Here is a 22,501-nt window from a genome sequence, read left to right on the forward strand (position 1 = left end):
TACGCGCATAAAATTCCGTTTTTGGCCTTAAGGGAAAACTAAGTAACGTCATGGTGCGCCAGCGCCCGAAAATGCGCCAAACGGTGTTGCCGATTGAGCCAGAACGGTGCAAAGTGAGCGCTACCATATAGGAAAACCCTATGAAATTTAACCGGTTTTAGGGATGAAAATTCTATGTAAAATCAAGAATTCGTATGTATAATTCGCCGACGTCCCGGATGCGGCTGTTGTTTTGTGTCGCCATTTTGGGGTTTAAGTAGCACCAAAGAGAGTTGGTATTGGAGAAAGCAGGCATGAATTTCACGCACAACGAAAAAAGCACCGGGAAGAACTTTACAGGCATTACGATTGTCGTTTTGTTGCACGTCCTGGTTGCTTATGGGATCGTGACGGGCCTTGGGAAACGCCTGGTGGCCAAGATGGTCGCACCAGTGGAGACCAAGATCATCGAGGAGGTGAAACCTCCTCCACCGAAAGAGCTCCCACCACCGCCACCTCCGCCAGAGATGAAGGCACCACCACCGCCATTCATCCCGCCAGTTGAGGTGAACGTGCAGCAGCCGCCGCCGCCGAACAACACGATCGCTAACGCGACCAACGTGAAGCCGGCGACCACGGAACTCCAGAAAGCACCGCCAGCACCACCGGCAGCGCCACCTGGCCCAGCCAAGACTGGTGTCCGTACTGCTGCAGTAGTTGACTTTGGCACTTGCGCCAAGCCGGAATGGCCGAAGTCGTCGCTGCGTAACGAGGAAACCGGTACGGTTCAGCTGTCGTTCTTGATTTCGGCCGATGGCCGCGTCACCGAGAGCAAGGTAGTGAAATCGAGCGGCTTTAGGGATCTGGATAAAGCTGCGGTCGCTGGTATCACGAAGTGCCGTTTCAAACCGGCAACCGTGGACGGCGTTCCACAAGAAGGCTGGCAGCAGATGCAATACGTCTGGACGCTGGAGTAAAACCGAGACAGAACACCGTCTCAATTAGTAATTTTCGTTGTCATTACGCCAGCGATCTGATTATTTTATCAATTTGGAGGAAGCATGTTTAAGAATACCCGTTTGTCCGCTGTACTGGCCGCTGTGCTGTTCTCGGTGACCGCAGCCACCGCCCTGGTGAGCGCCCCTGCCTTCGCGCAAGAGCAAGCCTCGGCTGCCGCTTCGGCCCCAGCAGCTGCGCCAGCAGCGGATGCGGCAGCAGCGCCAGCAGCTGAAGCTCCAGCAGCTGCACCAGCAGCTCACGGTGGTAAAGAAGAAGTGGAAAACCCATACGGCTTCGCTGCTGTCTGGGAAGCTGGCTTCGTATCGCGCGGCACCCTGATCATCCTGTCGCTGATGTCGATGGGTTCGTGGTACATCATCATCACCAAACTGATCGACCAGACCAAGATCTTCAAGCAGTCGAAAGAAACCACTGCTAAGTTCTGGAAAGCATCGTCGATCGCTGCTGGTTCGGCTACCCTGACCGACGGCTCGCCATTCCGCTTCATCGCTGAAACCGGCACCAAGGCCACCGCTCACCACGACGGCGCCCTGCTGGAACAAATCGACCTGTCGACCTGGGTGACCATGTCGATCCAACGCGCTGTTGACAAAGTTCAATCGCGTCTGCAAGACGGCCTGTCGTTCCTGGCAACCGTGGGTTCGACCGCACCGTTCATCGGTCTGTTCGGTACCGTTTGGGGTATTTACAATGCACTGATCGCCATCGGCATGTCGGGTAACGCATCGATCGACAAAGTGGCAGGTCCAGTGGGTGAAGCACTGATCATGACCGCGTTTGGTCTGTTCGTGGCAGTTCCAGCCGTTCTGGGTTACAACTGGCTGGTGCGTCGTAACAAGTCGGCAATGGAAGACGTACGTGCTTTCTCGGCTGACGTGCACTCGGTTCTGATCTCGGGCGCCATGTCGACCGCAACCGGCACCAAAAAAGTAGGCTAATTAATCATGTCCATGTCCGTAGGCTCCGATAGCGGAGACGAAGATCAAGTCATGTCAGAAATCAACACGACGCCCCTGGTGGACATCATGTTGGTTCTGCTGATTATCTTCCTGATCACGAGCCCGGTCGTTCTGAAGCTGATCAAGATCCAGCTGCCAGAGGAAACGAACCAGGTTATTCAGACCAAGCCGGAAGACGTGAACATTGTCGTGAGCAAAGATGGCGACATCTACTGGAATCAACGGAAGATGCGCGATGCGAACGAACTGTTCGACAATCTGAAGCTGGAAGCAGTGAAACTGCCTCAACCGGAAGTGCACGTACGTGGTGACCAAGAAACCAAGTACGAAGCAATCGGCAAGGTGATTTACACGACCCAGCGTGCTGGTATTCAGAAGGTCGGTTTCATCACCGAACCGCCTGATAAGGGTTAATACCCGACAGTGCATCGCAGGCCTGCAGTCCAGGCCTGCCCTTCTACAAAGGAAATATTCATGAGTATGAGTGTCGGCTCTCCATCCGCAGGCGCGGATCCGGAACCAATGATGGAAATGAATATGACGCCCCTCATCGACGTGATGCTGGTGCTGATTATCATGATGATCATTACGATTCCTAAGGCCAACCACTCGGTCAACCTGAACATGCCGGTCGGCACCCCGCCGCCGCCAACCAAGGAACCAGTGGTCATTACGATTGACGTCGACTTCGACGGTACGATTCTGTGGGATAACGCAGTGGTTCCTGACCGCGGCACCCTGGAAGCGAAACTGACCGATGTCGCAGCGCAAGCTGATCAGCCGGAAGTGCATCTGCGTCCGAACAAGCTGGTGTCGTACAAGGTCGTAGCAGGCGTGATGGCTTCGGCCCAACGTCTGGGCGTGACCAAGATTGGTCTGGTCGGTAACGAACAGTTCCAATAATTAGTCCATGTACAATAATAGGCAGGACCATCCTGCCTATTTTCGTTTTTTGATGAAAGAAAACCCACCCATGTCCAAGTTTCGTCTCGCTCATCTCGGCCTGGTAATGGCCGCTATTGGTTTTACTGCAGCAGCCCCTATCGCAGGTTTCTCGTCGGTCGCCTACGCAGCAGAAACGGTGCGCGCAGAAATCGGCAAACCATTGCAAGAAGCACAGAAACTGGCCGCGGCCGGCAAGAACAAGGAAGCGCTTGCCAAACTGAAAGAAACCGATGCAGTCGGCGGCAAAACCGCCAATGAAACCTACCTGATCGAACGCACCCGCGCCTCGGCAGCGGTCGCCGCCGGCGATAACGACGCCGCCGCGAAAGCCTTCGAAACGGTCATCAATTCGGGCAAGCTGTCGCCTGCCGAATCGTCCAAATTCTCGGAAGCCCTGGCTGGTATCTACTACCGCGCCAAGGACTACAACAAAGCCGTGACCTGGTTCCAGCGCGTGCTGAAAGACAACCCAGGCAACACCTCGGCCCACGAATACATCGTGCAGATCCTGTACACCTCGGGCAAATACGCCGAAGCCGCCAAGGAACTGCAAGCGACCAAAAACCTGAGCGAAAACCAGCTCGGCATGCTGGCCAACATCCAGCTCAAGCAGAACGACAAAGCCGGCTACGTGCAGACCCTGGAAAAGATGGCGGCCAGCTATCCGAAAGCCCAGACCTGGGCCGACCTGCTGCAACGCGTGCAGACCAAGCCAGGCTTCTCGTCGTCGCTGTCGCTGGACCTGCTGCGCCTGCGCCTGCAACTGGGCCTGCTGACCAAGCCGAACGACTACATGGAAATGGCCCAGCTGGCCCTGCAAGCCGGTAACCCGGCCGAAGCCATCAAGATCATCGACCAAGGCTACAAGAAAGGCGCGCTGGGCACCGGTTCCGACGCCGCCCGTCACCAGCGCCTGAAAGACCTGGCCACCAAGACCCAAGCCGAATTCGGCGCCAAGCTGCCTGCTGCGCAAGCCGAAGCTGAGAAAGCCAAGGATGCTGACGCACTGGCCAACCTGGGCTTCGCGCTGGTTTCGGACGGCAAGGCTGACAAAGGCCTGCCACTGCTGGAACAAGCTGTGAAACTGGGCACCGGCAAAAATCCTGAAGCCATCAAGCTGCACCAAGGCCTGGCTCAGAACATCGCCGGCAAGAAAGCTGCTGCCCTGTCGACCCTGAAATCGGTCAAAGGCACCGACGGCACCGCCGACCTGGCCCGTTACTGGACCATGAACATTAACCGCCCACTGTAATCCGGGCTGCTAATGCACAAAGCGCTGTCCGGTCCGCCGGCAGCGCTTTTTTTTCGCTTTGAGGGTTTGCCCGTATAATCCCTATTTGCGATAGTTTTCCCCAGATTCCCATGAAGGTATTTCGAGGTCTTCCCAATGCAGCGGCGCGTGCGCCCTGCGCGCTCACGATCGGCAATTTCGACGGTGTCCACCTCGGCCATCAGGCTTTGCTGGCCCGCGTGCGCGCTGCCGCCGACCGTCTGGGTCTGGAAGCGGCCGTGATGACCTTCGAACCGCATCCGCGCGAATTCTTCGCCCACAAAATGGGCGACCTGTCGAAAGCCCCGGCCCGTATCGCCAACCTGCGCGACAAGCTGCAATCGCTGTCCGACAACGGCATCGACCGCGTCATCGTCGAACACTTCTCGTCTTCCTTTGCCGCCCTGACGCCGCAGGAATTCACCGAGAACGTCCTGGTCGAGGGCCTGCACGTGAAATGGCTGATGGTCGGCGACGATTTCTGCTACGGCGCGCGCCGCGCCGGCAATGTGCAAATGCTGCTGGAAGCGGGCCAGAAATACGGCTTCCACGTCGAGACCCTGCCGACCGTGATGAATGGCAGCACCCGCATCTCCTCCTCCGCCGTGCGCGAAGCGCTGCACGCGGGCGATTTCCCGCACGCCGAAGCACTGCTCGGCCATCCTTACGCCATCTCCGGCCATGTGATCCACGGCCAGAAGCTGGGCCGCACGCTGGGCTTCCCGACGCTGAACCTGCGCGTGCCGCACCGTCCGGCGCTGTCGGGCATCTTCATCGTGCAGGTGCACGGTTTGAGCGAGCAGCCGTTGCCCGCCGTCGCCAGCCTGGGCGTGCGCCCGACCGTGGAGGACAGCGGCCGCGTGCTGCTGGAAGTGCACATCTTCGACTTCGCCCAGAACTGCTACGGCAAGCAGGTGCGCGTGGAGTTCCTGCAGAAGATCCGCGACGAAGAAAAATACATCGACCTGCCGACGCTGACGGCCGCCATCGACAACGATGCGTCCATCGCCCGCGCCTTCTTCGCCAAGCGCGCCACCGACCGAATTTGACCGCGCGATTGAGCTACGCGCGCCGGCTACACAAGACACCCTGAATAAATCACTGATCAAATACCATGTCCGATAACAAATCCGTAAAGAAGCCAGAGAGTAAATACCCGGTCAACATGACCGAAACCCCGTTCCCGATGCGCGGCGATATGGCCAAGCGCGAGCCGAACTGGGTGCAGCAATGGCAGACCAAGAAAATCTATGAGCGCGTGCGCAAGGCCGCCGCCGGCCGTCCACAATTCATCCTGCACGACGGTCCTCCGTACGCCAACGGCGACATCCACATCGGCCACGCGGTCAACAAGATCCTGAAAGACATGGTGGTCAAGGCCCGCACTCTGGCAGGCTACGACGCGCCTTACGTGCCTGGCTGGGACTGCCACGGCATGCCGATCGAGATCCAGATCGAAAAACAATACGGCAAGAACCTGCCGACCGCCGACGTGCTGACCAAGGCCCGCGCCTACGCGCTGGAGCAGGTCGACCGCCAGCGCAAGGACTTCATCCGCCTGGGCGTGCTGGGCGAATGGCAGAACCCTTACCTGACCATGAACTACTCCAACGAGGCCGACGAACTGCGCGCCCTCGGCAAGATGCTGGAAAAAGGCTACGTCTATCGCGGCCTGAAGCCGGTCAACTGGTGCTTCGACTGCCAGTCCGCACTGGCCGAAGCGGAAGTGGAGTACAAGGACAAACGCGATCCGGCCATCGACGTCGGCTTCAAGTTTGCCGAATTCGACAAGCTGGCCAGTGCCTTCGGCCTGGACAAGCTGCCGACCGAGAACGGCTTCATCGTCATCTGGACCACCACCCCGTGGACCATCCCGTCCAACCAGGCCTTGAACGTGCACCCGGAGCTGAAATACGCGCTGGTCGAAACCTCGCGCGACGGCCAGCCTTTGCTGCTGATCCTGGCACAAGAGCTGGTGGAATCGTGCCTGGCGCGCTACAAGCTGGAAGGCGTCACCATCGCCACCTGCGAAGGCGCGGCGCTGGGCGGCATCAGCTTCCGCCATCCGCTGCACGCCTCCGATGCTTTCTTCGACCGCCTGTCGCCGATGTACCTGGCTGATTACGTGACCGCCGAAAGCGGTACCGGCGTGGTGCACTCGGCGCCTGCCTATGGTCTGGACGACTTCATTTCGTGCAAGGCGCACGGCATGAAGGACGAGCAGATCCTGACCCCGGTGCTGGGCGACGGCAAATATGCCGAGACGCTGCCGCTGTTCGGCGGCATGACCATCTGGGAAGCCTCCAAGCCGATCTGCGCGGCGCTGAAAGAAGCCGGCGCGCTGTTCGAAGTGAAGATGTTCGATCACAGCTACATGCACTGCTGGCGCCACAAGTCGCCGATCATCTACCGCGCCACCTCGCAGTGGTTCGCCGGCATGGACGTACATCCGAAAGATGGCGGCGCCACGCTGCGCCAGGCCGCGTTGGCCGGCATCGAGCAGACCGAATTCTTCCCTGACTGGGGCAAAGCACGCCTGCACGGCATGATCGCCAACCGTCCTGACTGGACCCTGTCGCGTCAGCGCCAGTGGGGCGTGCCGATGGCCTTCGTGGTCCACAAGGAAACCGGTGCGCTGCATCCGCGCACGCCGGAACTGCTGGAACAAGTGGCGAAGCTGATCGAAAAAGGCGGTATCGACGCATGGCAGGCGCTGGACCTGAAAGACCTGATCGGCGACGAAGCCGACGCCTACATCAAGAACAAGGACACGCTGGACGTGTGGTTCGACTCCGGCTCGACCCACCAGACCGTGCTGCGCGGCTCGCACAAGGAGCAATCGGCCTTCCCTGCCGACCTTTACCTGGAAGGTTCGGACCAGCACCGTGGCTGGTTCCACTCCTCGCTGCTGACCTCCTCGATGCTGAACGGCGCCCCGCCGTACAAGGCGCTGCTGACCCACGGCTTCGTGGTCGACGGCGAAGGCAAGAAGATGTCGAAGTCCATCGGTAACACGGTCGCGCCGCAGGACGTGTGGAACAAGCTGGGCGCCGACATGCTGCGCCTGTGGGTGGCCTCGACCGACTACACCGGCGAACTGTCGATCTCCGACGAGATCCTCAAGCGCGTGACCGAATCGTATCGCCGCATCCGCAACACCCTGCGCTTCCTGCTGGCCAACCTGTCGGACTTCGACTATGCCAAGGACGCCGTGCCGGTGGCCGAGCTGCTGGAGATCGACCGCTACGCCATCGCCAACATGGCGGCGCTGCAGAAGGAAATCGAAACGCACTACATGCAGTACGAATTCCAGCCGGTGACCTCCAAGCTGCAGAACTACTGCTCGGAAGACCTGGGCGGCTTCTACCTCGACATCCTGAAGGACCGCCTGTACACCAGCGGCGTGACGTCGCAGGCGCGCCGTTCGGCACAGACCGCGCTGTATCACATCACGCAAAGCCTGCTGCGTTTGATGGCGCCGGCGCTGTCCTTCACCGCCGAAGAAGCGTGGGAAATCTTCGCCGGTCCGGAAGGCTGGAAAGCCAGCGACGAAACCATCTTCACCCAGACCTGGTGGCAGCTGCCGGAACTGGCCGATGCGGAGGCCCTGCTGGCCAAGTACAACGCCATTCGCACCGTACGTACCGACGTGACCAAGCAGCTGGAAGACCTGCGCACCTCGGGCGCGATCGGCTCGTCGCTGCAGGCGGAACTGAGCATCAAGGCCGCCGGCGACAAGTTCAAGGTACTGGCAAGCCTGGAAGATGACCTGAAGTTCATCTTCATCACCTCGCTGGCATCGGTGAGCGAAGTGGCGAGCGAAGCGGAGGAAGCGGTGGCCGTGGCGGCATCGAAGGCAGAGAAGTGCGAGCGCTGCTGGCACTACCGCGCCGACGTCGGCGCCCACGCAGACCACCCTACCCTGTGCGGCCGCTGCCACAGCAACCTGTTTGGTGCGGGCGAAAAACGCAAGTTCGCTTAACATATTGCCGGCGCTCCCAGGTGGGAGCGCCTACGCTGACGTATTGAACGACTAATTCATGGCCACCAAAAAAATCTTCCCAACCAAATCCTCGGCCAGCCTGACGCCGTGGCTGTGCATCGCTGCCCTCGTGATCCTGATCGACCAGCTGACCAAGATCACCATCACCAAGACCTTCCAGCTGCACGAAGAAAAATTCATCACCTCCTTCTTCAACCTGGTGCTGGCCTATAACAAGGGCGCGGCCTTCAGCTTCCTCAGTAATAGCGGCGGTTGGCAGCGCTACTTCTTCACCGCCATCGGCATCGGCGCGGCCATCTTCATCATCTACCTGCTGAAGAAGCATGCCGGCCAGCGCATGTTCTCGTGGGCGCTGTCGCTGATCCTCGGCGGCGCAGTGGGTAATGTGATCGACCGCCTGCTGTACGGCCACGTGGTCGACTTCCTCGACTTCCACTGGGCCGGCATCGGCCACTTCCCGGCGTTTAACGTCGCCGATTCGGCAATCTGCATCGGCGCCGGCCTGTTCATCCTCGACGAACTGCGCCGCGTGAACAAATAACGGAGCTGCACCATGATGGAATTGACTGGTAAAAAAATCGTCCTCGGCCTGTCCGGCGGCGTGGCCTGCTACAAGGCGGCGGAACTGTGCCGCGCCTTCACCAAGTCCGGCGCCACGGTGCAGGTGGTGATGACCGAAGCGGCCACCCACTTCATCACCGCCGTCACCATGCAGGCGCTGTCGGGCCGCCCGGTGTTCACCGACCAGTGGGATCCGCGCGTCAACAACAACATGGCCCACATCGACGTCACCCGCGACGCCGACGCCATCATCATCGCCCCATGCTCGGCGGACTTCATCCGCAAGCTGGCGCACGGCGCCTGCGACGACCTGCTGTCGACCATGTGCGTGGCCCGTCCGCGCCACGTGCCGCTGCTGATCGCGCCGGCCATGAACGTGGAAATGTGGCAGAACCCGGCCACCCAGCGCAACGTGCAAACGCTGCGCGACGACGGCGTGGTGCTGTTCGGCCCAGCGGCCGGCGACCAGGCCTGCGGCGAAGTCGGTTTCGGCCGCATGCTGGAACCGGAGCAGCTGCTGGAAGAAGTGATCGCGGCGTTCCAGCCGAAAGTATTGGCGGGCAAGCGCATCATGATTACCGCCGGCCCGACCTTCGAGCCGATCGACCCGGTGCGCGGCATCACCAATCTGTCCTCGGGCAAGATGGGTTACGCCGTGGCGCGCGCCGCGCGCGAAGCCGGCGCCGAGGTGGTGCTGGTGTCCGGCCCTGTCACGCTGCCGGTGCCGTTCGGCGTGCAACGCATCAGCGTGCAGAGCGCACAGCAGATGTTCGACGCGGTGATGGCCGACGTCGAGCAGCAGCACATCTTCATCGCCGTGGCGGCGGTAGCCGACTGGCGCATCGCCAACGCCAGCGATCAGAAACTGAAGAAAAACCCGAACGGCACCGCGCCGGACCTGAAGTTCGAACAGAATCCGGACATTCTCGCCACCGTGGCGGCGCGCACCAACCTGTCCGGCCATCCGTACTGCGTGGGCTTTGCCGCCGAATCGGAAAACCTGGTCAAGTTCGGCGCCGACAAGCGCGAGAAAAAAGGCATCCCGCTGCTGGTCGGGAATATCGGCCACCACACCTTCGGCCAGGACGACAACACCATCATCCTGTTCGACGAAAACGGCCATACCATCCTGCCGCGCGCCGACAAACTGACGCTGGCGCGCCAACTGATTTCGGAGATTTCCAAGCGAATCTCCCAACATTCTCTATTCGCAAAATAAGCGCTAAATAAATGAAAAACGTAGACGTTAAAATCTTAGACCCGCGCATGAAGGACCAGCTGCCGGCGTATGCAACGCCGGGTTCCGCAGGCCTGGACCTGCGCGCCTGCATCGATGCGCCGATCGTGATCGAAGCCGGCCAGACCGTGCTGATTCCAACCGGCCTGGCGATCCACGTGGGTGATCCTGGCTACGCCGCCATGATCCTGCCTCGCAGCGGCATGGGCCACAAAAACGGTATCGTGCTGGGAAATCTGGTAGGCTTGATCGACTCCGACTACCAGGGCCAGTTGATGGTCTCGACCTGGAATCGCGGCCACAGCGCCTTCACGCTGCAGCCAATGGAACGCCTGGCGCAGCTGATTATCGTGCCGGTACTGCAGGTCGGCTTCAACGTGGTCGAGGAATTCGACACCAGCGAACGCGGTGTCGGCGGTTTCGGCAGCACGGGCAAACACTAATAAGAATGGAGACGGAGCGCAGGGATGAACAAAACAAATAAATTTGGCGCACTCTCCCTGGCGATGGCCGCCCTGGCCTCGCTCACCGCTTGCTCCACCTTCCAGTCCAGACCGGCGGCGCCGGAACCGGCGCCTGCTGTCGTCAGCAGCGTGACCGAAGCGCCGCCGGAAATCACCGCCAAGATGGCCGCCGCGCGCGCGCAACTGAGCCAGATGGTGGCGCTGCAGGATCGCTTGTACCGGATTGCCGGTCCCCTGCTGATCAACAACGCGGACCTGTGCCGCACGCAGGCGCGCAACCTGCTCGGCTTCACCGCCAAGAACAAATACTCCTACACCGGCGAATTCGTCGACGCCGCCCACGCGGTGCTGAACTACGGCGACCGCCTCGAAGTGGCCAGCGTGCTGCCGGGCAGCGGCGCCGCGCGCGCCGGCCTGCGCAAAGGCGACGCGCTGATCGCAGCCAACGGCAAGGTGCTGCCGGTGGGCGCCAACGCCGAAACGCTGGCCGCCGGCATTCTCGGCCCGCTGGCCAGCAGCAGCCAGTCGCTCGATCTGACGGTGGCGCGCGGCGGCAGCAACCAACAGATCAAAGTGCCGGTCACGCGCGCTTGCGCGTTCAAGATCGATATCGGCAATTCGGACAATATCAACGCCTATTCCGACGGCCAGCGCGTGCTGATCACGCGCGGCATGGTCAACTTCGCGCAGAGCGACGAAGCCATCGCCTACGTTCTGGCCAAGGACATCGCCCACAATGTGCTGGGCCACGCGGCCACCACCAAGCAGGCTTACACGGTGGGCAGCATCATCGACAACCTGGTGGCGGTGCGCCCCGACCTGTCGATGCTGATCGGGACTGCCGGCGTGAAGCCGATGCCGCAGGACCTCGACAGCGCCGCCGACTACCTGTCGCTGTACATGGTGGCGCGCGCCGGCTACAGCGTGGAAGGCGCGCACGCCTTCTGGCAGCGCCTTGCTACCCAGTATCCGGCCACGGTGCTGAATGGCTATACCGCCAACCACCCGTCGGTCGCCTACCGCATGCAGGTGATCGACAAGACCGTCGCCGACATCCGCAGCAAGCAGGCGGCCAAGCGTCCGCTGGTTCCTTAAACAACGGGAGAGCGCCATGAACAAGTCCGGCCTGATCGCAATCACCTTGATGCTGGCGGCCGGACTGGCGCAAGCGGCGCAGTGGAAGAAGGTTGGCGGCAGCAGCGGCAACGTTTTCTACATCGACAAAGCCAGCATCATCAAGACCGAGAAGACGCGCAAGGTGTGGTCCATGCAAAGCTACGGACGCGCGCAGAAGACGCCGGAGGGCAAGCTGTATCGCTCGGTGAAAATGCTGCACGTGTATGCGTGCGAGGAGCACACCACCACCCTGCTGGCGCAAGTCTATTACCCGGAAGCGATGGGCAAGGGCGAGCCGGTGGAGAACTACAAGTTCGAAAAATTCAACCCGGAAGATATTGTGCCGGACAGCGCGTTCGACAGCGCGCTGGAAGCAGCTTGTAAAACCTAGTTCGGGAAATTAGGGAAGTAAGTCGCCATCACCCACGTCAGGCCGACGCACACCAGCACAGCGAAAATCAGCACAATCAGCAAGCGGCCGAATTTGGGCGAACCGTCATCTTCCTTGATGTCTTCCTGATGAGGCATTTCACTCCCCTGCAAAATTAGCATCGCCGTAGTATATTCCATTCATGGACTCTATCGACCTCGAAGTTTTAAAAACCAGCGCCGCGTGGATTGCGTCCGGGCGCCGCTGTGAACTGATCACCGTCATCAAGACGTGGGGCTCCAGCCCGCGCCCGATCGGCGCCACGCTGGCCATCTGCGAAGACGGCACGGTGATCGGCTCCGTCTCGGGCGGCTGCATCGAGGACGACCTGATTGCGCGCGTGCGCGACGAGGGCATCAGCCGCACTACGCCGGAAATCGTCAGCTACGGCATCACCGCCGACGAGGCGCACCGTTTCGGCCTGCCGTGCGGCGGCACCATCGAGCTGTCGATCGAACCGCTGTCGGAACGCAGCCGCATCGCCGAACTGCTGGAACGGCTGGAACGCCATGAACTGGTGCAGCGCCGCGTGGACCTGCGCAGCGGCGAGGTGGAACTGAGCAAGGCCGCGCCGGGCGCGCAGCTGCAAGTCAGCGAGCAGGCGATGGTCACGATTCACGGGCCGCGCTGGCGGCTGCTGATCATCGGCGCGGGGCAGCTGTCACGCTTCCTGGCGCAAATCGCCACGGCGATGGACTACCATGTGATCGTCTGCGATCCGCGCGAAGAATACCGCGCCGGCTGGCATGTCGACGGCGTGCAGCTGGTGCACGACATGCCCGACGATACCGTGCTGACCATGCAGCTGGACCGCCGCAGCGCGGTGGTCGCGCTGACGCACGATCCCAAGCTGGACGACCTGGCGCTGATGGAAGCGCTGAAGTCGGACGCCTTCTACGTCGGCGCCATCGGCTCGCGCAAGAACAACAGCAAGCGCCGCGAGCGGCTGCTGGAGTTCGACCTGACGCCGGAACAGCTGGCGCGACTTCACGGGCCGATAGGTCTGTACATCGGCAGCAAGACGCCGTCCGAAATCGCCATCTCCATCCTCGCCGAAATGACGGCGATTAAAAACGGCGTGCCGACCGAGATGATCGTGCCGCACGCCGCCGCGCCGACCAAGCCGGGCGACGCCGCCTGCATCGTCGAAATTGGCGCGATCTGACACCGATCGCGGACCGATTCAATAGCAAGAATCGGCTGGCGCGCTACCCGTGCACCGGCTGACAATAGCGACTTCACACCACTGGAATCAGCATGAGCACCGCCAACCTACTCCGCCTTATCCTGCTGGCCGCCATCTGGGGCGGCTCCTTCCTGTTCATGCGCATTGCCGCGCCGGTGCTGGGCGCTGCGGTGCTGATCGAATACCGCGTGCTGTTTGCCGCCCTGTTCCTGGCCGCCATCGGCGTGTTCCTGAAAAAGACGCTGGACCTCAAGCAGCACTGGAAACACTACTTCATCCTCGGCCTGTTCAATTCCGCGCTGCCGTTCCTGATGTTCGCGTTTGCGGCGCGCACGCTGTCGGCCTCGGTGCTGGCGGTGCTGAACGCCACCACGCCGCTGTGGGGCACGCTGATCGGCGCCGTGTGGTCGCGCACGATGGTGAGCGGTAAAGTGCTGCTCGGCCTCGCGCTGGGCACCATCGGCGTGGCGCTGCTGGTGGGCTTCGATCATGTCAGCTCCAAGCCGGGTGCGGGGATCGCGATTGCGGCGGTGCTGTTCGCGTCCTTCAACTACGGCATCGCCAGCAATTACGCCAAGCAGGCCAAGGCGGTGGAGCCGTTCGCCAACGCGCATGGCTCGATGTGGGCCTCGGCGCTGCTGGTGCTGCCGGTGGTGCCGTTCTTCCCGGCGCCGGGCGAGCCGACCGTCGGCATCATGGGCGCGGTGATTGCGCTGGGCGTGTTGTGCAGCGGCGTGGCTTATTTGATCTACTTCCGTTTGATCCAGGACGTGGGGCCGTCGTCGGCATTGACCGTGACTTTCCTTAGCCCGCTGTTCGGCATCCTTTGGGGCGTCATGTTCCTGGGCGAGACCGTGGGTTGGTACACCTTTGCCGGCGCGGCCATTGTCATTACCGGCACCGCGCTGGTGACCGGCTTTCGTCCGAGCTTCGGCTTCCTGAGCAAGGCCCGCTCCACATGAAGCCTTTCACGCTGGCGCTGCCGGATGACTTCCGGCTGGGCGACGTACTGGCCTTCCATCGCCGCGACACCGAGAGTATCGCGGAAGAAGTCAGCGCCGAACGCCTGCGCAAAGGCGTGCTGCTGGATGGCGTGCCGGTGGTGCTCGATATCGCGCTGGCCCCCACCAGCGCCAGCATCACCGTGCATGCCGACGGCAAGCTGACCAGGGCGGCACAGGAACAGGCACGAGAGGCGGCCGTCAACATCCTCGGACTGCGCATCGATCCGGCGCCATTCAGCGCCTTCGTCAAGAAGGACAAGCTGTTCGCGGCGCTGGCGAAGAAGCAGCCCGGCCTGCGCATCGTGCAATCGGCCACCGTGTTCGAAGCGCTGACCTGGGCCATCATCGGCCAGCAGATCAACCTGTCGTTCGCGATTGCGCTGCGCCGCACCTTCATCCTGCAAGCGGGCCGCCAGCACAGCAGCGGCTTGTGGTGCTACCCTGATGCGCGCAGCGCCGCCGCGCTGACCGTCGAAGACCTCACCAGCCGCAAATTCTCGCGCGCGAAAGCGGAAACCGTGCTGCGGCTGGCGCAGCTGGTGGCGAATGGCGACCTGGCGCTGGACGTCACGCCATCCAATACCATCGAACAGATCTCGGCGGCGCTGCTGGCCGTCAAAGGCATCGGCCCGTGGACCGTCAACTACGGCCTGCTGCGCGGCTACGGCTATGCCGACTGCTCGCTGCATGGCGACGTCGCCGTGCGCGCCGCGCTGCAAACGCTGCTCGGTGAAGACGCCAAGCCGGATATCAAACGCACCGAACAAATCCTCGCTGCCTATAGTCCGCACCGCACGATGGCCGCCGCCCACCTGTGGGCCAGCCTGCATCCACGCTCCGATCAGTAAATTCCGCTTGAACCTGACGTAGCGTCAGGGTTTAGGATCCGCTGCATCAAACGGAGGATCTATGAGCTGGATTGAAAAACTTCTGCCGCCGCGTATCAAAAGCGGCGCCGCGCGGCAAGCCATACCCGCAGGCCTGTGGATCAAGTGCCCGTCGTGCGAGGCGGTGCTGTACCGCGCCGACCTGGAGGCCAACCTGCACGTCTGCCCGAAATGCAGCCACCACATGCGCATCTCGGCACGCGCAAGGCTGGACGCGTTACTCGACACCGGTGGCCGCCACGAAATCGGCCAGGAAGTACTGCCGGTCGATACACTCAAATTCAAAGGCACCAAGAGCTACACCGAGCGCCTCAAATCCGCGATGGAAGCGACCGGCGAAACCGATGCAATGATCGTGATCGGCGGCGCCATCATGTCGGTGCCGGTGGTGGTGGCCTGCTTTGAATTCAACTTCATGGGCGGCTCGATGGGTTCCGTGGTGGGCGAGCGTTTCGTGCGCGGCGTGCAGGCGGCCATCGACCAGCATGTGCCATTTATCTGCATCACCGCCAGCGGCGGCGCGCGCATGCAGGAAGGCTTGCTGTCGCTGATGCAGATGGCGAAGACCACCGCCATGCTGGCCAGGCTGGCCGAGAAAAAACTGCCGTTCGTCTCCGTGCTGACCGATCCAACTTCCGGCGGCATCTCAGCCTCGTTCTGTTTTCTCGGCGACCTGGTGATAGCGGAGCCGAAGGCGCTGATCGCGTTCACCGGCGCGCGCGTCATCAAAAGCACCTTGGGCGTGACGCTGCCGGAAGGCTACCAGCGGCCAGAGTTCTTGCTCGAGCGTGGCGCCATCGACATGATCGTCGACCGCCGCGAAATGCGCACCGAACTGGCGGCCTTGCTGGCATTGCTGCTCGACCTGCCACGCGATGCGGTGGCGTGAAGTACACTAAAGCGCATGAAAGCACTGAAAATCGGCGAACTGGCAGCGCGCTCCGGTCTTACCGTCCGCGCGCTGCATCACTACGACAGCATCGGCTTATTGACGCCATCGGCGCGCGCCGATTCCGGCTATCGCTTGTACAGCCGCGACGACGTGGCGCGCCTGCACCAGATACAGGCGCTGCGCAAATTCGGCATGTCGCTGGCCGACATCGGCACCTTCCTCGCCAGTCCCGATGCACCGTTTGCCGACATCGTCGCGCAGCAGATCGATGCGCTGGACCGCCAGATCGCGCAAGCGACCGCGCTGCGCGAGCAGCTCTCGCAACTACAGCTCCAGATGAGCGGCGGCGATACGCCAGCGATGGAAGACTGGCTCTCCACGCTGGAGCACATGCACTTGTACGAGCAGTACTTCTCGCAAGAGGAATTGCGCCGCCTGCCGTTCTGGCAGCAGGATGCGCGCCGCAACCAGGCGTGGGGCGCACTGGTGAGCGCGGTGCGTGAACTGATGGCGCGCGGCGTGGCTGCCAACGATCCGCAAGCGGGCGCATTGGCGCAGCGTTGGATGCAGATGCTGGAACAAGACACCGGCGGCAATCCCGAATTCGCGTGGCGCATGACGGCGATGCTGGAGCAGGAAGCCTCCGCCCAGCGACTCACACGCATCACGCCGGAACTCAAGCAGTATGTGGGCGAGGCCTTCGGCACTCACCGGCTGGCGCTGTACGCCAATTACCTGAGCGCCGCCGAAGTGCAGCACATGCGCGAACACGGCAGCAAGCACTTCCGCGAATGGATGGAACTGATCGTCACCGTGCACAAGCACATGGCAAGCGGCGTAGCGGCCAGCCATCCCTCCTCACACGCGCTGGCGTGCGAATGGATGCGCCTGTTCCGCCTGCGCGTGGGCGACGATCCGGCCACAGTGGAAAGAATCCGCGTCGCCCACGAACGCGAGCCGGCGCTGCTGCAAGGCACTTGGGTCAGCGCCGCCATGCTCAACTACATCCGCACCGCCGCCGCTGCTTGACACCCGTTTGATCCAGCATAAAGTGAAAGTCCCTTCACCGTTCTACGATGGTGCCTCATGGACGATCATCTCAACAACCTCTACGACGCAGACTTTTACCGCTGGGTGCACCGCCAAGCGGAATTGCTGCAGGCACGCGACTTTGCGCGACTTGATCTGCCCAACCTCATCGAGGAAATTGAATCAATGGGCCAGAGCAAAAGAAATGCGCTTGAACACCGGATGCTGGTGTTGCTTACGCACCTGTTGAAATACCAGATGCAACCGGAACACATCTCCGGCAGTTGGACTGGCACGATAGTCGAGCAGCGTAAACGCATCCATAGACTATTGAAGAAAACGCCGAGCCTGCGCCGCACGCTCGATGACTGCATCGCCGAAGCTTACGCCGACATCGCCAATCGCCTGACCACCAAGGCCAAGCTGCCGCGCTCCTGCTTCCCAGAAAAGCTTGCCTGCACCAAGGAGCAATTACTCACACAGGACTTTATGCCGTGGACAACCGCCTCAACAAACGCTGCGAAGCCGATGCCCTGATCTGGAGCGAGCAGCAGATCGCCCTGCCGCGCGCCGGCCAATTTGATCAGCTGGATCCGGAAAGCGTTATCGCCGTACTGGAGTACCAAGTGCAATCCGACAAAGAAGAGGTGGCACGCCGGTTGCGCAGTTTAATCACGTCATTGCTGAAGTACCAATTCCAGCCGCAACGCCGCTCGCGCAGCTGGGTAATGACGATCAATAGTCATCGCAATAAAATCCAGCACCTGCTCCAACGGATGCCCAGCCTGCGATCACAATTGGACGAGTACGTAGCCGACGAGTACCCACGGGCGATACGCGATGCAGCGTGGGAAACCTGCTTACCGCCATCAACCTTTCCGCAAAAAAGTCCCTACACCACGGATCAAATCCTCGACGCCAATTTTTTTCCGGACCAAAACGAAAAAGCCGTTGATCCTTAACGGTATCAACGGCTTTAGAATTTGGTTGCGGGGACAGGATTTGAACCTGTGACCTTCGGGTTATGAGCCCGACGAGCTGCCAGACTGCTCCACCCCGCGTCTGATGCCGTTATTATAGGGCAGATCTGGAATTTAGGCAATATCAATCCCGAAAAGAAACGCGATAGATCGGATAAATGCCGAGCTATCACTATTGCCGGCACGCCGCGCGGACGGCAATCGGTGTAAAGTAAGCATAAAACCGACTTGCTCAATTAGTTTATGAAATTCTGTCCCGAATGCGCTTCCCCCGTCAGCCTGTCCATCCCGGCTGGCGACAACCGTCCCCGCTATGTGTGCACCAGCAGCAGCTGCGCCACCATCCATTACCAGAATCCGAAAATGGTGCTGGGATCGATCCCGGTCTGGGAGCGCGACGGCCAATTGCAGGTCCTGTTGTGCAAGCGCGCCATCGAGCCGCGCTACGGCTACTGGACGCTGCCAGCCGGCTTCATGGAAAACAATGAAACCACCGGCGAAGCCGCCCTGCGCGAAACCCAGGAAGAAGCTGGCGCCAATATCAAGCTTGGCAAGCTGTTCACCTTGCTGAACGTGGCACGCGTGCACCAGGTCCATATGTTCTACCTGGCCGAACTGCTCGACCTCGATTTCGCGCCCGGCGAGGAAAGCCTGGAAGTCAAAATGTTCACGGAGCAGGAAATCCCGTGGGATGACTTGGCCTTCCCGACCATCCGCACCACGCTGGAACTGTTCTTCGCCGACCGCGTCAACATCCGCGAAGGGGGCAGCTACGGCTTCCACACGCAAGACATTATCCGCAACATGCGCTCGGACCTCGACCCCACGTGATCCCCTGGCTCGACACCAACACGCCCTTCCCCGACGTCGCCGAGGCGCTGACCAAGGACGCGCCGGGCTTGCTGGCGGCCGGCGCCGACTTGTCGCCGCAACGGCTGCTGATGGCGTACAAAAATGGCATCTTCCCGTGGTTCTCGGAAGGCCAGCCCATCCTGTGGTGGAGCACCGACCCGCGCATGGTGCTGCAAACGGAAAACTTCCGCATCTCCGATTCGCTGAAAAAGACCTTGCGCAAGATTGAGCGCAGCCGCGAGGAAGGCGGCCGCTGGCAAGTACGCTTCGACTCCGCCTTTGAAGATGTGATGCGCGCCTGCGCCGCCCCACGCCGCGACGGCCCCGGCACCTGGATCTCGGAAGAGATCATCGCTGGCTACACCAGCCTGCACCGCATGGGCTACGCGCACTCGGCCGAAGTCTGGCTCGATGGCGAGCTGGTCGGGGGCGCCTATGGCGTCAGCATCGGCCGCATGTTCTATGGCGAGTCGATGTTCGCGCGCGTCACCGACGCTTCGAAGATCGCCTTATCCTATCTGGTGCGCTTCCTGCGTGACAAAGGCGTAAGCATGATCGATTGCCAACAGGAGACCGGCCACCTGGCCTCGCTGGGCGCATCGCCGATCCCGCGCGCGCAATTCATGGCGCATCTGCGCAACAGTATTGAATTGCCTCAGATCACCGGATGGGAACCAATTGCACCACTCGCGCCAGCCAGTTAAGCTAGCATAAAGACCTGAACCCAACGCCAGATAGGACGTGCATGACGCACCTGAACGACCTGCCTTTCGCGACGCTACAGTTTTATACCACGGCGCCCTACCCTTGCAGCTACCTTGACGCTCGTCAGGCCCGCTCGCAGGTGGCTACGCCTTCGCATTTGATTAACGCCGACGTGTATTCGGAGCTGGTCAAGAACGGCTTCCGCCGCAGCGGCATCTTTACCTACCGGCCCTATTGCGATGGCTGCCAGGCCTGCATTCCGGTGCGCGTGGTGGCCGACCAGTTCCAGCCCAACCGCACCCAGCGCCGCGCCTGGCAAAAGCATGGCGACCTGATCGCGGGCGTGGCCACGCTGTCCTTCTCCGATGAGCATTACGAGCTGTACCTGCGCTATCAAAGCCGCCGTCACGCCGGCGGCGGCATGGACCAGGACAGCCGCGACCAGTACGCCCAGTTCCTGCTGCAAAGCCGGGTCAACACGCGGCTGGTGGAGTTCCGCGAGCCGGGCGGCACGCTGCGCATGGTCAGCATCATCGACGTGCTGTCGGACGGCCTGTCTTCGGTCTACACCTTCTTCGATCCCGATATGGAAGGCGCCTCCTACGGCACCTTCAACGTGCTGTGGCAAATCGAACAAGCACGTGAACTGAAACTGCCTTACATTTATCTGGGCTACTGGATCAAGGAAAGTCCGAAAATGTCCTACAAAACCAACTTCAAACCGCTGGAAGCCCGCATCAAAGGCGTATGGAGCGTGCTGGACGCCTGATAAAATACGGGCGAACAATAACCAGAGCGCCCCATGTCCAACAAATTCCTGTATTCCCTGGCCCGTCCGATGCTGTTCTCGATGGACGCCGAAGCCGCCCACCACTTCACCCTGCCGGCGCTGAAACGCGCCGCGTCGCTGGGCCTGACCAAGCTGATCCAGCAACCGAAGGCCGATCCGCGCACCGTGATGGGCATTACCTTTAAAAACCCGGTCGGCCTCGCCGCCGGCCTGGACAAGGATGGCGCCTACATCGACGCGCTGGCCGATCTTGGCTTCGGTTCGATCGAAGTCGGCACCGTGACGCCGCGCGCCCAGCCGGGCAATCCGAAGCCGCGCATGTTCCGCCTGCCGGAAGCGCACGCCATCATCAACCGCATGGGCTTCAACAACGGCGGCGTCGATGCGTTTGTCGCCAATGTGCAATCGTCGCGCTTCTACCAGGACAAGGCCGGCGTGCTGGGCCTGAACATCGGCAAGAACGCCGATACGCCGATCGAGCGCGCCACCGACGATTACCTGCACTGCCTGGAGAAGGTCTACCCTTACGCCAGCTACGTCACCGTCAACATCTCGTCGCCGAACACCAAGAACCTGCGCCAGCTGCAAGGCGGCTCGGAGCTGGACGGCCTGCTGGCCACGCTCAAGGACGCCCAGCTGCGCCTGGCCGACCAGCACAAGCGCTACGTACCGCTGGCGCTGAAGATTGCGCCGGACATGGATGGCGACCAGGTCAAGAACATCGCCGACGCGCTGATCCGCCACAAGATCGACGGCGTGATCGCCACCAACACCACGCTCAACCGCGACGCCGTCACCGGCATGCTGCACGGCGCCGAAGCGGGCGGCCTGTCGGGTGCGCCGGTGTTCCAGTTCTCGAACACGGTGATCCGTTTGCTGAAGGCCGAGCTGGGCGATGCGCTGCCGATCATCGGCGTTGGCGGTATCATGCAAGGCTCGGACGCCAAAGTAAAAATGGACTGCGGCGCGCAACTGGTGCAGCTGTACAGCGGCTTGATTTACGCCGGCCCGGCTCTCATCAAGGATTGCGCGGACGCCTTACGCTAAAGGAGCGGATATGCAGAAGGTACAACTGGGTAACAGCCACCTGAACGTCACCAAGGTCTGCCTCGGCACCATGACCTGGGGCGAGCAGAACACCGAAGCGGAAGCACACAGCCAGCTCGACTACGCAATCGAGCGCGGCATCAACTTCATCGACACGGCGGAAATGTACCCAGTGATGGTGCGCGCGGAAACCTCCGGGCTCACCGAGCGCTATATCGGCAGCTGGCTGAAGAAAAGCGGCATGCGCGACAAGGTGGTGATCGCCACCAAGGCCGCCGGTCCCAACGCCGGCATCACCTGGGTGCGCGGCGGCCGTGCGCGCGACTTCGACGCCGCCAACCTCAAGGCGGCGGTGGAGACCAGCCTGCAGCGCCTGCAAATCGAGCATATCGATTTATACCAATTGCATTGGCCGAGCCGCAACGCGCCCATCTTCGGCAACAATGTGTTCAATCCCAAGCAGGAGCGGCCGTGCATCGCCATCGAGGAAACGCTGGCCGCGCTGGGCGATCTGGTCAAGGAAGGCAAGATCGGCGCGATTGGCGTATCGAACGAATCGAACTGGGGCGTGAGCGAATTCATCAAGCAGTCGGAGATGAAAGGCCTGCCGCGCATTGCCTCCGTCCAGAACCTGTACAACCTGACGGCGCGCCATTATGAAACCAGCCTGCTGGACGAGACTTGCTTCCGCGAGAATGTCGGCCTGCTGGCATATAGCCCGCTGGCGTTCGGCCAGCTGACGGCCAAGTATCTGGACGACCCGAAGGCGCATGGCCGCCTGACTATCTTCCCGCCGACCTGGAGTCCGCGCTACCTGCGGCCAGCGGTGGTGGAGGCGACCAGGCGCTACGCCAAGCTGGCGCGCGACAACGGCCTGACGCCGACGCAACTGGCGCTGGCGTGGTGCTACTCGCGCTGGTTCGTGGCCTCGACCATCATCGGCGCCACCAACCTTGATCAGCTCAAGCACAACATCGATGCGTATGACGTCGAGCTGCCGCTGGACGTCATCAAACAAGTGGACCAGATCCACGCCGAGATCACCAATCCGGGTCAATAGCTCGAAACTTGAATATCAATAGTCAGAACCATTCGTGGGCAGCGCGGCTGCCCGCTGATAAGCTTTTGGCATTGATACTTCAAAG

25 protein-coding genes and 1 tRNA gene are annotated in these 22,501 nt (G+C 61.3%); 24 read left to right on the forward strand and 2 right to left on the reverse strand.

Annotated features, from left to right (window positions below):
* Nucleotides 1-293 precede the first annotated feature (293 nt).
* From BMZ70_RS13070 to BMZ70_RS13125, 12 genes are all read left to right on the forward strand, one after another.
* Nucleotides 294-956, forward strand: coding sequence for an energy transducer TonB (locus BMZ70_RS13070; RefSeq protein ID WP_092274719.1), 663 nt, complete (start codon nt 294-296; stop codon nt 954-956).
* An 84-nt stretch (nt 957-1,040) separates the two neighbouring features.
* Nucleotides 1,041-1,937, forward strand: a complete 897-nt coding sequence (locus BMZ70_RS13075; RefSeq protein ID WP_207231507.1) for a MotA/TolQ/ExbB proton channel family protein — start codon at nt 1,041-1,043, stop codon at nt 1,935-1,937.
* Nucleotides 1,938-1,943: 6 nt separating this feature from the next.
* A complete protein-coding gene (locus tag BMZ70_RS13080) occupies nt 1,944-2,372 on the forward strand; it encodes an ExbD/TolR family protein (protein ID WP_092274722.1) in 429 nt (142 codons plus the stop codon).
* A gap of 60 nt (nt 2,373-2,432) precedes the next feature.
* Nucleotides 2,433-2,861 (forward strand): ExbD/TolR family protein, encoded by a 429-nt coding sequence (locus BMZ70_RS13085; RefSeq protein WP_202414291.1) that lies wholly within the window; start codon nt 2,433-2,435, stop codon nt 2,859-2,861.
* 70 nt (nt 2,862-2,931) lie between these two features.
* Nucleotides 2,932-4,155 (forward strand): tetratricopeptide repeat protein, encoded by a 1,224-nt coding sequence (locus tag BMZ70_RS13090; RefSeq protein WP_229205394.1) that lies wholly within the window; start codon nt 2,932-2,934, stop codon nt 4,153-4,155.
* A 110-nt stretch (nt 4,156-4,265) separates the two neighbouring features.
* Nucleotides 4,266-5,222: a bifunctional riboflavin kinase/FAD synthetase gene (locus tag BMZ70_RS13095; protein ID WP_092274732.1), complete on the forward strand. Its 957-nt coding sequence runs from the start codon at nt 4,266-4,268 to the stop codon at nt 5,220-5,222.
* 65 nt (nt 5,223-5,287) lie between these two features.
* On the forward strand, nt 5,288-8,155 hold the full coding sequence (gene ileS, locus BMZ70_RS13100; RefSeq protein ID WP_092274735.1) for an isoleucine--tRNA ligase: 2,868 nt from the start codon (nt 5,288-5,290) through the stop codon (nt 8,153-8,155).
* Between the two features lie 58 nt (nt 8,156-8,213).
* Nucleotides 8,214-8,717 (forward strand): signal peptidase II, encoded by a 504-nt coding sequence (lspA, locus tag BMZ70_RS13105; protein ID WP_092274738.1) that lies wholly within the window; start codon nt 8,214-8,216, stop codon nt 8,715-8,717.
* 15 nt (nt 8,718-8,732) lie between these two features.
* Entirely contained in the window at nt 8,733-9,956 is a 1,224-nt protein-coding gene (gene coaBC / locus BMZ70_RS13110) for a bifunctional phosphopantothenoylcysteine decarboxylase/phosphopantothenate--cysteine ligase CoaBC (RefSeq protein WP_175500801.1), read from the forward strand.
* A gap of 11 nt (nt 9,957-9,967) precedes the next feature.
* Entirely contained in the window at nt 9,968-10,417 is a 450-nt protein-coding gene (gene dut / locus BMZ70_RS13115) for a dUTP diphosphatase (protein ID WP_092274744.1), read from the forward strand.
* A 24-nt stretch (nt 10,418-10,441) separates the two neighbouring features.
* On the forward strand, nt 10,442-11,533 hold the full coding sequence (locus BMZ70_RS13120) for a M48 family metallopeptidase (RefSeq protein ID WP_092274747.1): 1,092 nt from the start codon (nt 10,442-10,444) through the stop codon (nt 11,531-11,533).
* A gap of 16 nt (nt 11,534-11,549) precedes the next feature.
* Nucleotides 11,550-11,945, forward strand: a complete 396-nt coding sequence (locus tag BMZ70_RS13125) for a surface-adhesin E family protein (RefSeq protein ID WP_092274749.1) — start codon at nt 11,550-11,552, stop codon at nt 11,943-11,945.
* Here the strand turns inward: BMZ70_RS13125 and BMZ70_RS28335 are convergent.
* The gene (locus tag BMZ70_RS28335; RefSeq protein ID WP_165403478.1) at nt 11,942-12,082 is read right to left on the reverse strand and encodes a hypothetical protein; all 141 of its coding nucleotides are present in this window, start codon (nt 12,080-12,082) and stop codon (nt 11,942-11,944) included. The genes BMZ70_RS13125 and BMZ70_RS28335 overlap by 4 nt on opposite strands.
* Before the next feature lie 44 nt (nt 12,083-12,126).
* Here BMZ70_RS28335 and BMZ70_RS13130 point away from each other — a divergent pair, with 44 nt between their 5' ends.
* From BMZ70_RS13130 to BMZ70_RS13160, 7 genes are all read left to right on the forward strand, one after another.
* Nucleotides 12,127-13,149: an XdhC family protein gene (locus tag BMZ70_RS13130; protein WP_092274752.1), complete on the forward strand. Its 1,023-nt coding sequence runs from the start codon at nt 12,127-12,129 to the stop codon at nt 13,147-13,149.
* Nucleotides 13,150-13,241: 92 nt separating this feature from the next.
* Entirely contained in the window at nt 13,242-14,132 is an 891-nt protein-coding gene (locus BMZ70_RS13135; protein ID WP_092274756.1) for a DMT family transporter, read from the forward strand.
* Nucleotides 14,129-15,022 carry a DNA-3-methyladenine glycosylase 2 gene (locus tag BMZ70_RS13140; protein ID WP_092274758.1) on the forward strand — a complete coding sequence of 298 codons (894 nt, stop codon included), beginning with the start codon at nt 14,129-14,131 and terminating at the stop codon, nt 15,020-15,022. The genes BMZ70_RS13135 and BMZ70_RS13140 overlap by 4 nt, the downstream gene beginning before the upstream one ends.
* 61 nt (nt 15,023-15,083) lie before the next feature.
* Complete coding sequence (accD, locus tag BMZ70_RS13145) at nt 15,084-15,950, forward strand: acetyl-CoA carboxylase, carboxyltransferase subunit beta (RefSeq protein ID WP_092274761.1); 867 nt, start codon at nt 15,084-15,086, stop codon at nt 15,948-15,950.
* Between the two features lie 15 nt (nt 15,951-15,965).
* Nucleotides 15,966-16,982 (forward strand): MerR family transcriptional regulator, encoded by a 1,017-nt coding sequence (locus BMZ70_RS13150; protein WP_092274764.1) that lies wholly within the window; start codon nt 15,966-15,968, stop codon nt 16,980-16,982.
* A gap of 57 nt (nt 16,983-17,039) precedes the next feature.
* Complete coding sequence (locus BMZ70_RS13155; protein WP_092274767.1) at nt 17,040-17,519, forward strand: DUF29 domain-containing protein; 480 nt, start codon at nt 17,040-17,042, stop codon at nt 17,517-17,519.
* The gene (locus tag BMZ70_RS13160; RefSeq protein WP_165403477.1) at nt 17,477-17,944 is read left to right on the forward strand and encodes a DUF29 domain-containing protein; all 468 of its coding nucleotides are present in this window, start codon (nt 17,477-17,479) and stop codon (nt 17,942-17,944) included. Before BMZ70_RS13155 ends, BMZ70_RS13160 begins: the two co-directional genes overlap by 43 nt.
* 22 nt (nt 17,945-17,966) lie before the next feature.
* Here BMZ70_RS13160 and BMZ70_RS13165 read toward each other — a convergent pair.
* Nucleotides 17,967-18,043: transfer RNA gene (locus tag BMZ70_RS13165), tRNA-Met, on the reverse strand.
* Between the two features lie 162 nt (nt 18,044-18,205).
* Between BMZ70_RS13165 and BMZ70_RS13170 the strand changes: the two genes are divergently transcribed.
* Genes BMZ70_RS13170 through BMZ70_RS13190 form a run of 5 tightly spaced genes read left to right on the forward strand, consistent with a single transcriptional unit; the run spans nt 18,206 to nt 22,416 of the window.
* A complete protein-coding gene (locus BMZ70_RS13170; RefSeq protein ID WP_092274773.1) occupies nt 18,206-18,793 on the forward strand; it encodes an NUDIX hydrolase in 588 nt (195 codons plus the stop codon).
* The gene (aat, locus tag BMZ70_RS13175; protein ID WP_092274775.1) at nt 18,790-19,518 is read left to right on the forward strand and encodes a leucyl/phenylalanyl-tRNA--protein transferase; all 729 of its coding nucleotides are present in this window, start codon (nt 18,790-18,792) and stop codon (nt 19,516-19,518) included. Before BMZ70_RS13170 ends, aat begins: the two co-directional genes overlap by 4 nt.
* A gap of 41 nt (nt 19,519-19,559) precedes the next feature.
* Entirely contained in the window at nt 19,560-20,288 is a 729-nt protein-coding gene (locus tag BMZ70_RS13180) for an arginyltransferase (RefSeq protein ID WP_092274778.1), read from the forward strand.
* A gap of 33 nt (nt 20,289-20,321) precedes the next feature.
* The gene (locus tag BMZ70_RS13185) at nt 20,322-21,356 is read left to right on the forward strand and encodes a quinone-dependent dihydroorotate dehydrogenase (protein WP_092274781.1); all 1,035 of its coding nucleotides are present in this window, start codon (nt 20,322-20,324) and stop codon (nt 21,354-21,356) included.
* Between the two features lie 10 nt (nt 21,357-21,366).
* On the forward strand, nt 21,367-22,416 hold the full coding sequence (locus tag BMZ70_RS13190; protein WP_092274784.1) for an aldo/keto reductase: 1,050 nt from the start codon (nt 21,367-21,369) through the stop codon (nt 22,414-22,416).
* Nucleotides 22,417-22,501 lie beyond the last annotated feature (85 nt).

Source organism: Duganella sp. CF402, assembly GCF_900109645.1.
Lineage (GTDB): Bacteria > Pseudomonadota > Gammaproteobacteria > Burkholderiales > Burkholderiaceae_D > Rugamonas.

What these genes read in the sequence shown, in the direction of transcription:
- BMZ70_RS13075 (WP_207231507.1), top strand. Translation starts at nt 1,041, where the DNA reads ATGTTTAAGAATACCCGTTTGTCCGCTGTACTGGCCGCTGTGCTGTTC.
- BMZ70_RS13070 (WP_092274719.1), top strand. Translation starts at nt 294, where the DNA reads ATGAATTTCACGCACAACGAAAAAAGCACCGGGAAGAACTTTACAGGC.
- BMZ70_RS13190 (WP_092274784.1), top strand. Translation starts at nt 21,367, where the DNA reads ATGCAGAAGGTACAACTGGGTAACAGCCACCTGAACGTCACCAAGGTC.
- BMZ70_RS13135 (WP_092274756.1), top strand. Translation starts at nt 13,242, where the DNA reads ATGAGCACCGCCAACCTACTCCGCCTTATCCTGCTGGCCGCCATCTGG.
- BMZ70_RS13125 (WP_092274749.1), top strand. Translation starts at nt 11,550, where the DNA reads ATGAACAAGTCCGGCCTGATCGCAATCACCTTGATGCTGGCGGCCGGA.
- BMZ70_RS13185 (WP_092274781.1), top strand. Translation starts at nt 20,322, where the DNA reads ATGTCCAACAAATTCCTGTATTCCCTGGCCCGTCCGATGCTGTTCTCG.
- lspA (WP_092274738.1), top strand. Translation starts at nt 8,214, where the DNA reads ATGGCCACCAAAAAAATCTTCCCAACCAAATCCTCGGCCAGCCTGACG.
- BMZ70_RS13155 (WP_092274767.1), top strand. Translation starts at nt 17,040, where the DNA reads ATGGACGATCATCTCAACAACCTCTACGACGCAGACTTTTACCGCTGG.
- BMZ70_RS13090 (WP_229205394.1), top strand. Translation starts at nt 2,932, where the DNA reads ATGTCCAAGTTTCGTCTCGCTCATCTCGGCCTGGTAATGGCCGCTATT.
- ileS (WP_092274735.1), top strand. Translation starts at nt 5,288, where the DNA reads ATGTCCGATAACAAATCCGTAAAGAAGCCAGAGAGTAAATACCCGGTC.
- BMZ70_RS13180 (WP_092274778.1), top strand. Translation starts at nt 19,560, where the DNA reads ATGACGCACCTGAACGACCTGCCTTTCGCGACGCTACAGTTTTATACC.
- coaBC (WP_175500801.1), top strand. Translation starts at nt 8,733, where the DNA reads ATGGAATTGACTGGTAAAAAAATCGTCCTCGGCCTGTCCGGCGGCGTG.
- BMZ70_RS13130 (WP_092274752.1), top strand. Translation starts at nt 12,127, where the DNA reads ATGGACTCTATCGACCTCGAAGTTTTAAAAACCAGCGCCGCGTGGATT.
- BMZ70_RS13095 (WP_092274732.1), top strand. Translation starts at nt 4,266, where the DNA reads ATGAAGGTATTTCGAGGTCTTCCCAATGCAGCGGCGCGTGCGCCCTGC.
- BMZ70_RS13140 (WP_092274758.1), top strand. Translation starts at nt 14,129, where the DNA reads ATGAAGCCTTTCACGCTGGCGCTGCCGGATGACTTCCGGCTGGGCGAC.
- BMZ70_RS13150 (WP_092274764.1), top strand. Translation starts at nt 15,966, where the DNA reads ATGAAAGCACTGAAAATCGGCGAACTGGCAGCGCGCTCCGGTCTTACC.
- BMZ70_RS13120 (WP_092274747.1), top strand. Translation starts at nt 10,442, where the DNA reads ATGAACAAAACAAATAAATTTGGCGCACTCTCCCTGGCGATGGCCGCC.
- BMZ70_RS13085 (WP_202414291.1), top strand. Translation starts at nt 2,433, where the DNA reads ATGAGTATGAGTGTCGGCTCTCCATCCGCAGGCGCGGATCCGGAACCA.
- BMZ70_RS13080 (WP_092274722.1), top strand. Translation starts at nt 1,944, where the DNA reads ATGTCCATGTCCGTAGGCTCCGATAGCGGAGACGAAGATCAAGTCATG.
- dut (WP_092274744.1), top strand. Translation starts at nt 9,968, where the DNA reads ATGAAAAACGTAGACGTTAAAATCTTAGACCCGCGCATGAAGGACCAG.
- BMZ70_RS13170 (WP_092274773.1), top strand. Translation starts at nt 18,206, where the DNA reads ATGAAATTCTGTCCCGAATGCGCTTCCCCCGTCAGCCTGTCCATCCCG.
- BMZ70_RS28335 (WP_165403478.1), bottom strand. Translation starts at nt 12,082, where the DNA reads ATGCCTCATCAGGAAGACATCAAGGAAGATGACGGTTCGCCCAAATTC.
- accD (WP_092274761.1), top strand. Translation starts at nt 15,084, where the DNA reads ATGAGCTGGATTGAAAAACTTCTGCCGCCGCGTATCAAAAGCGGCGCC.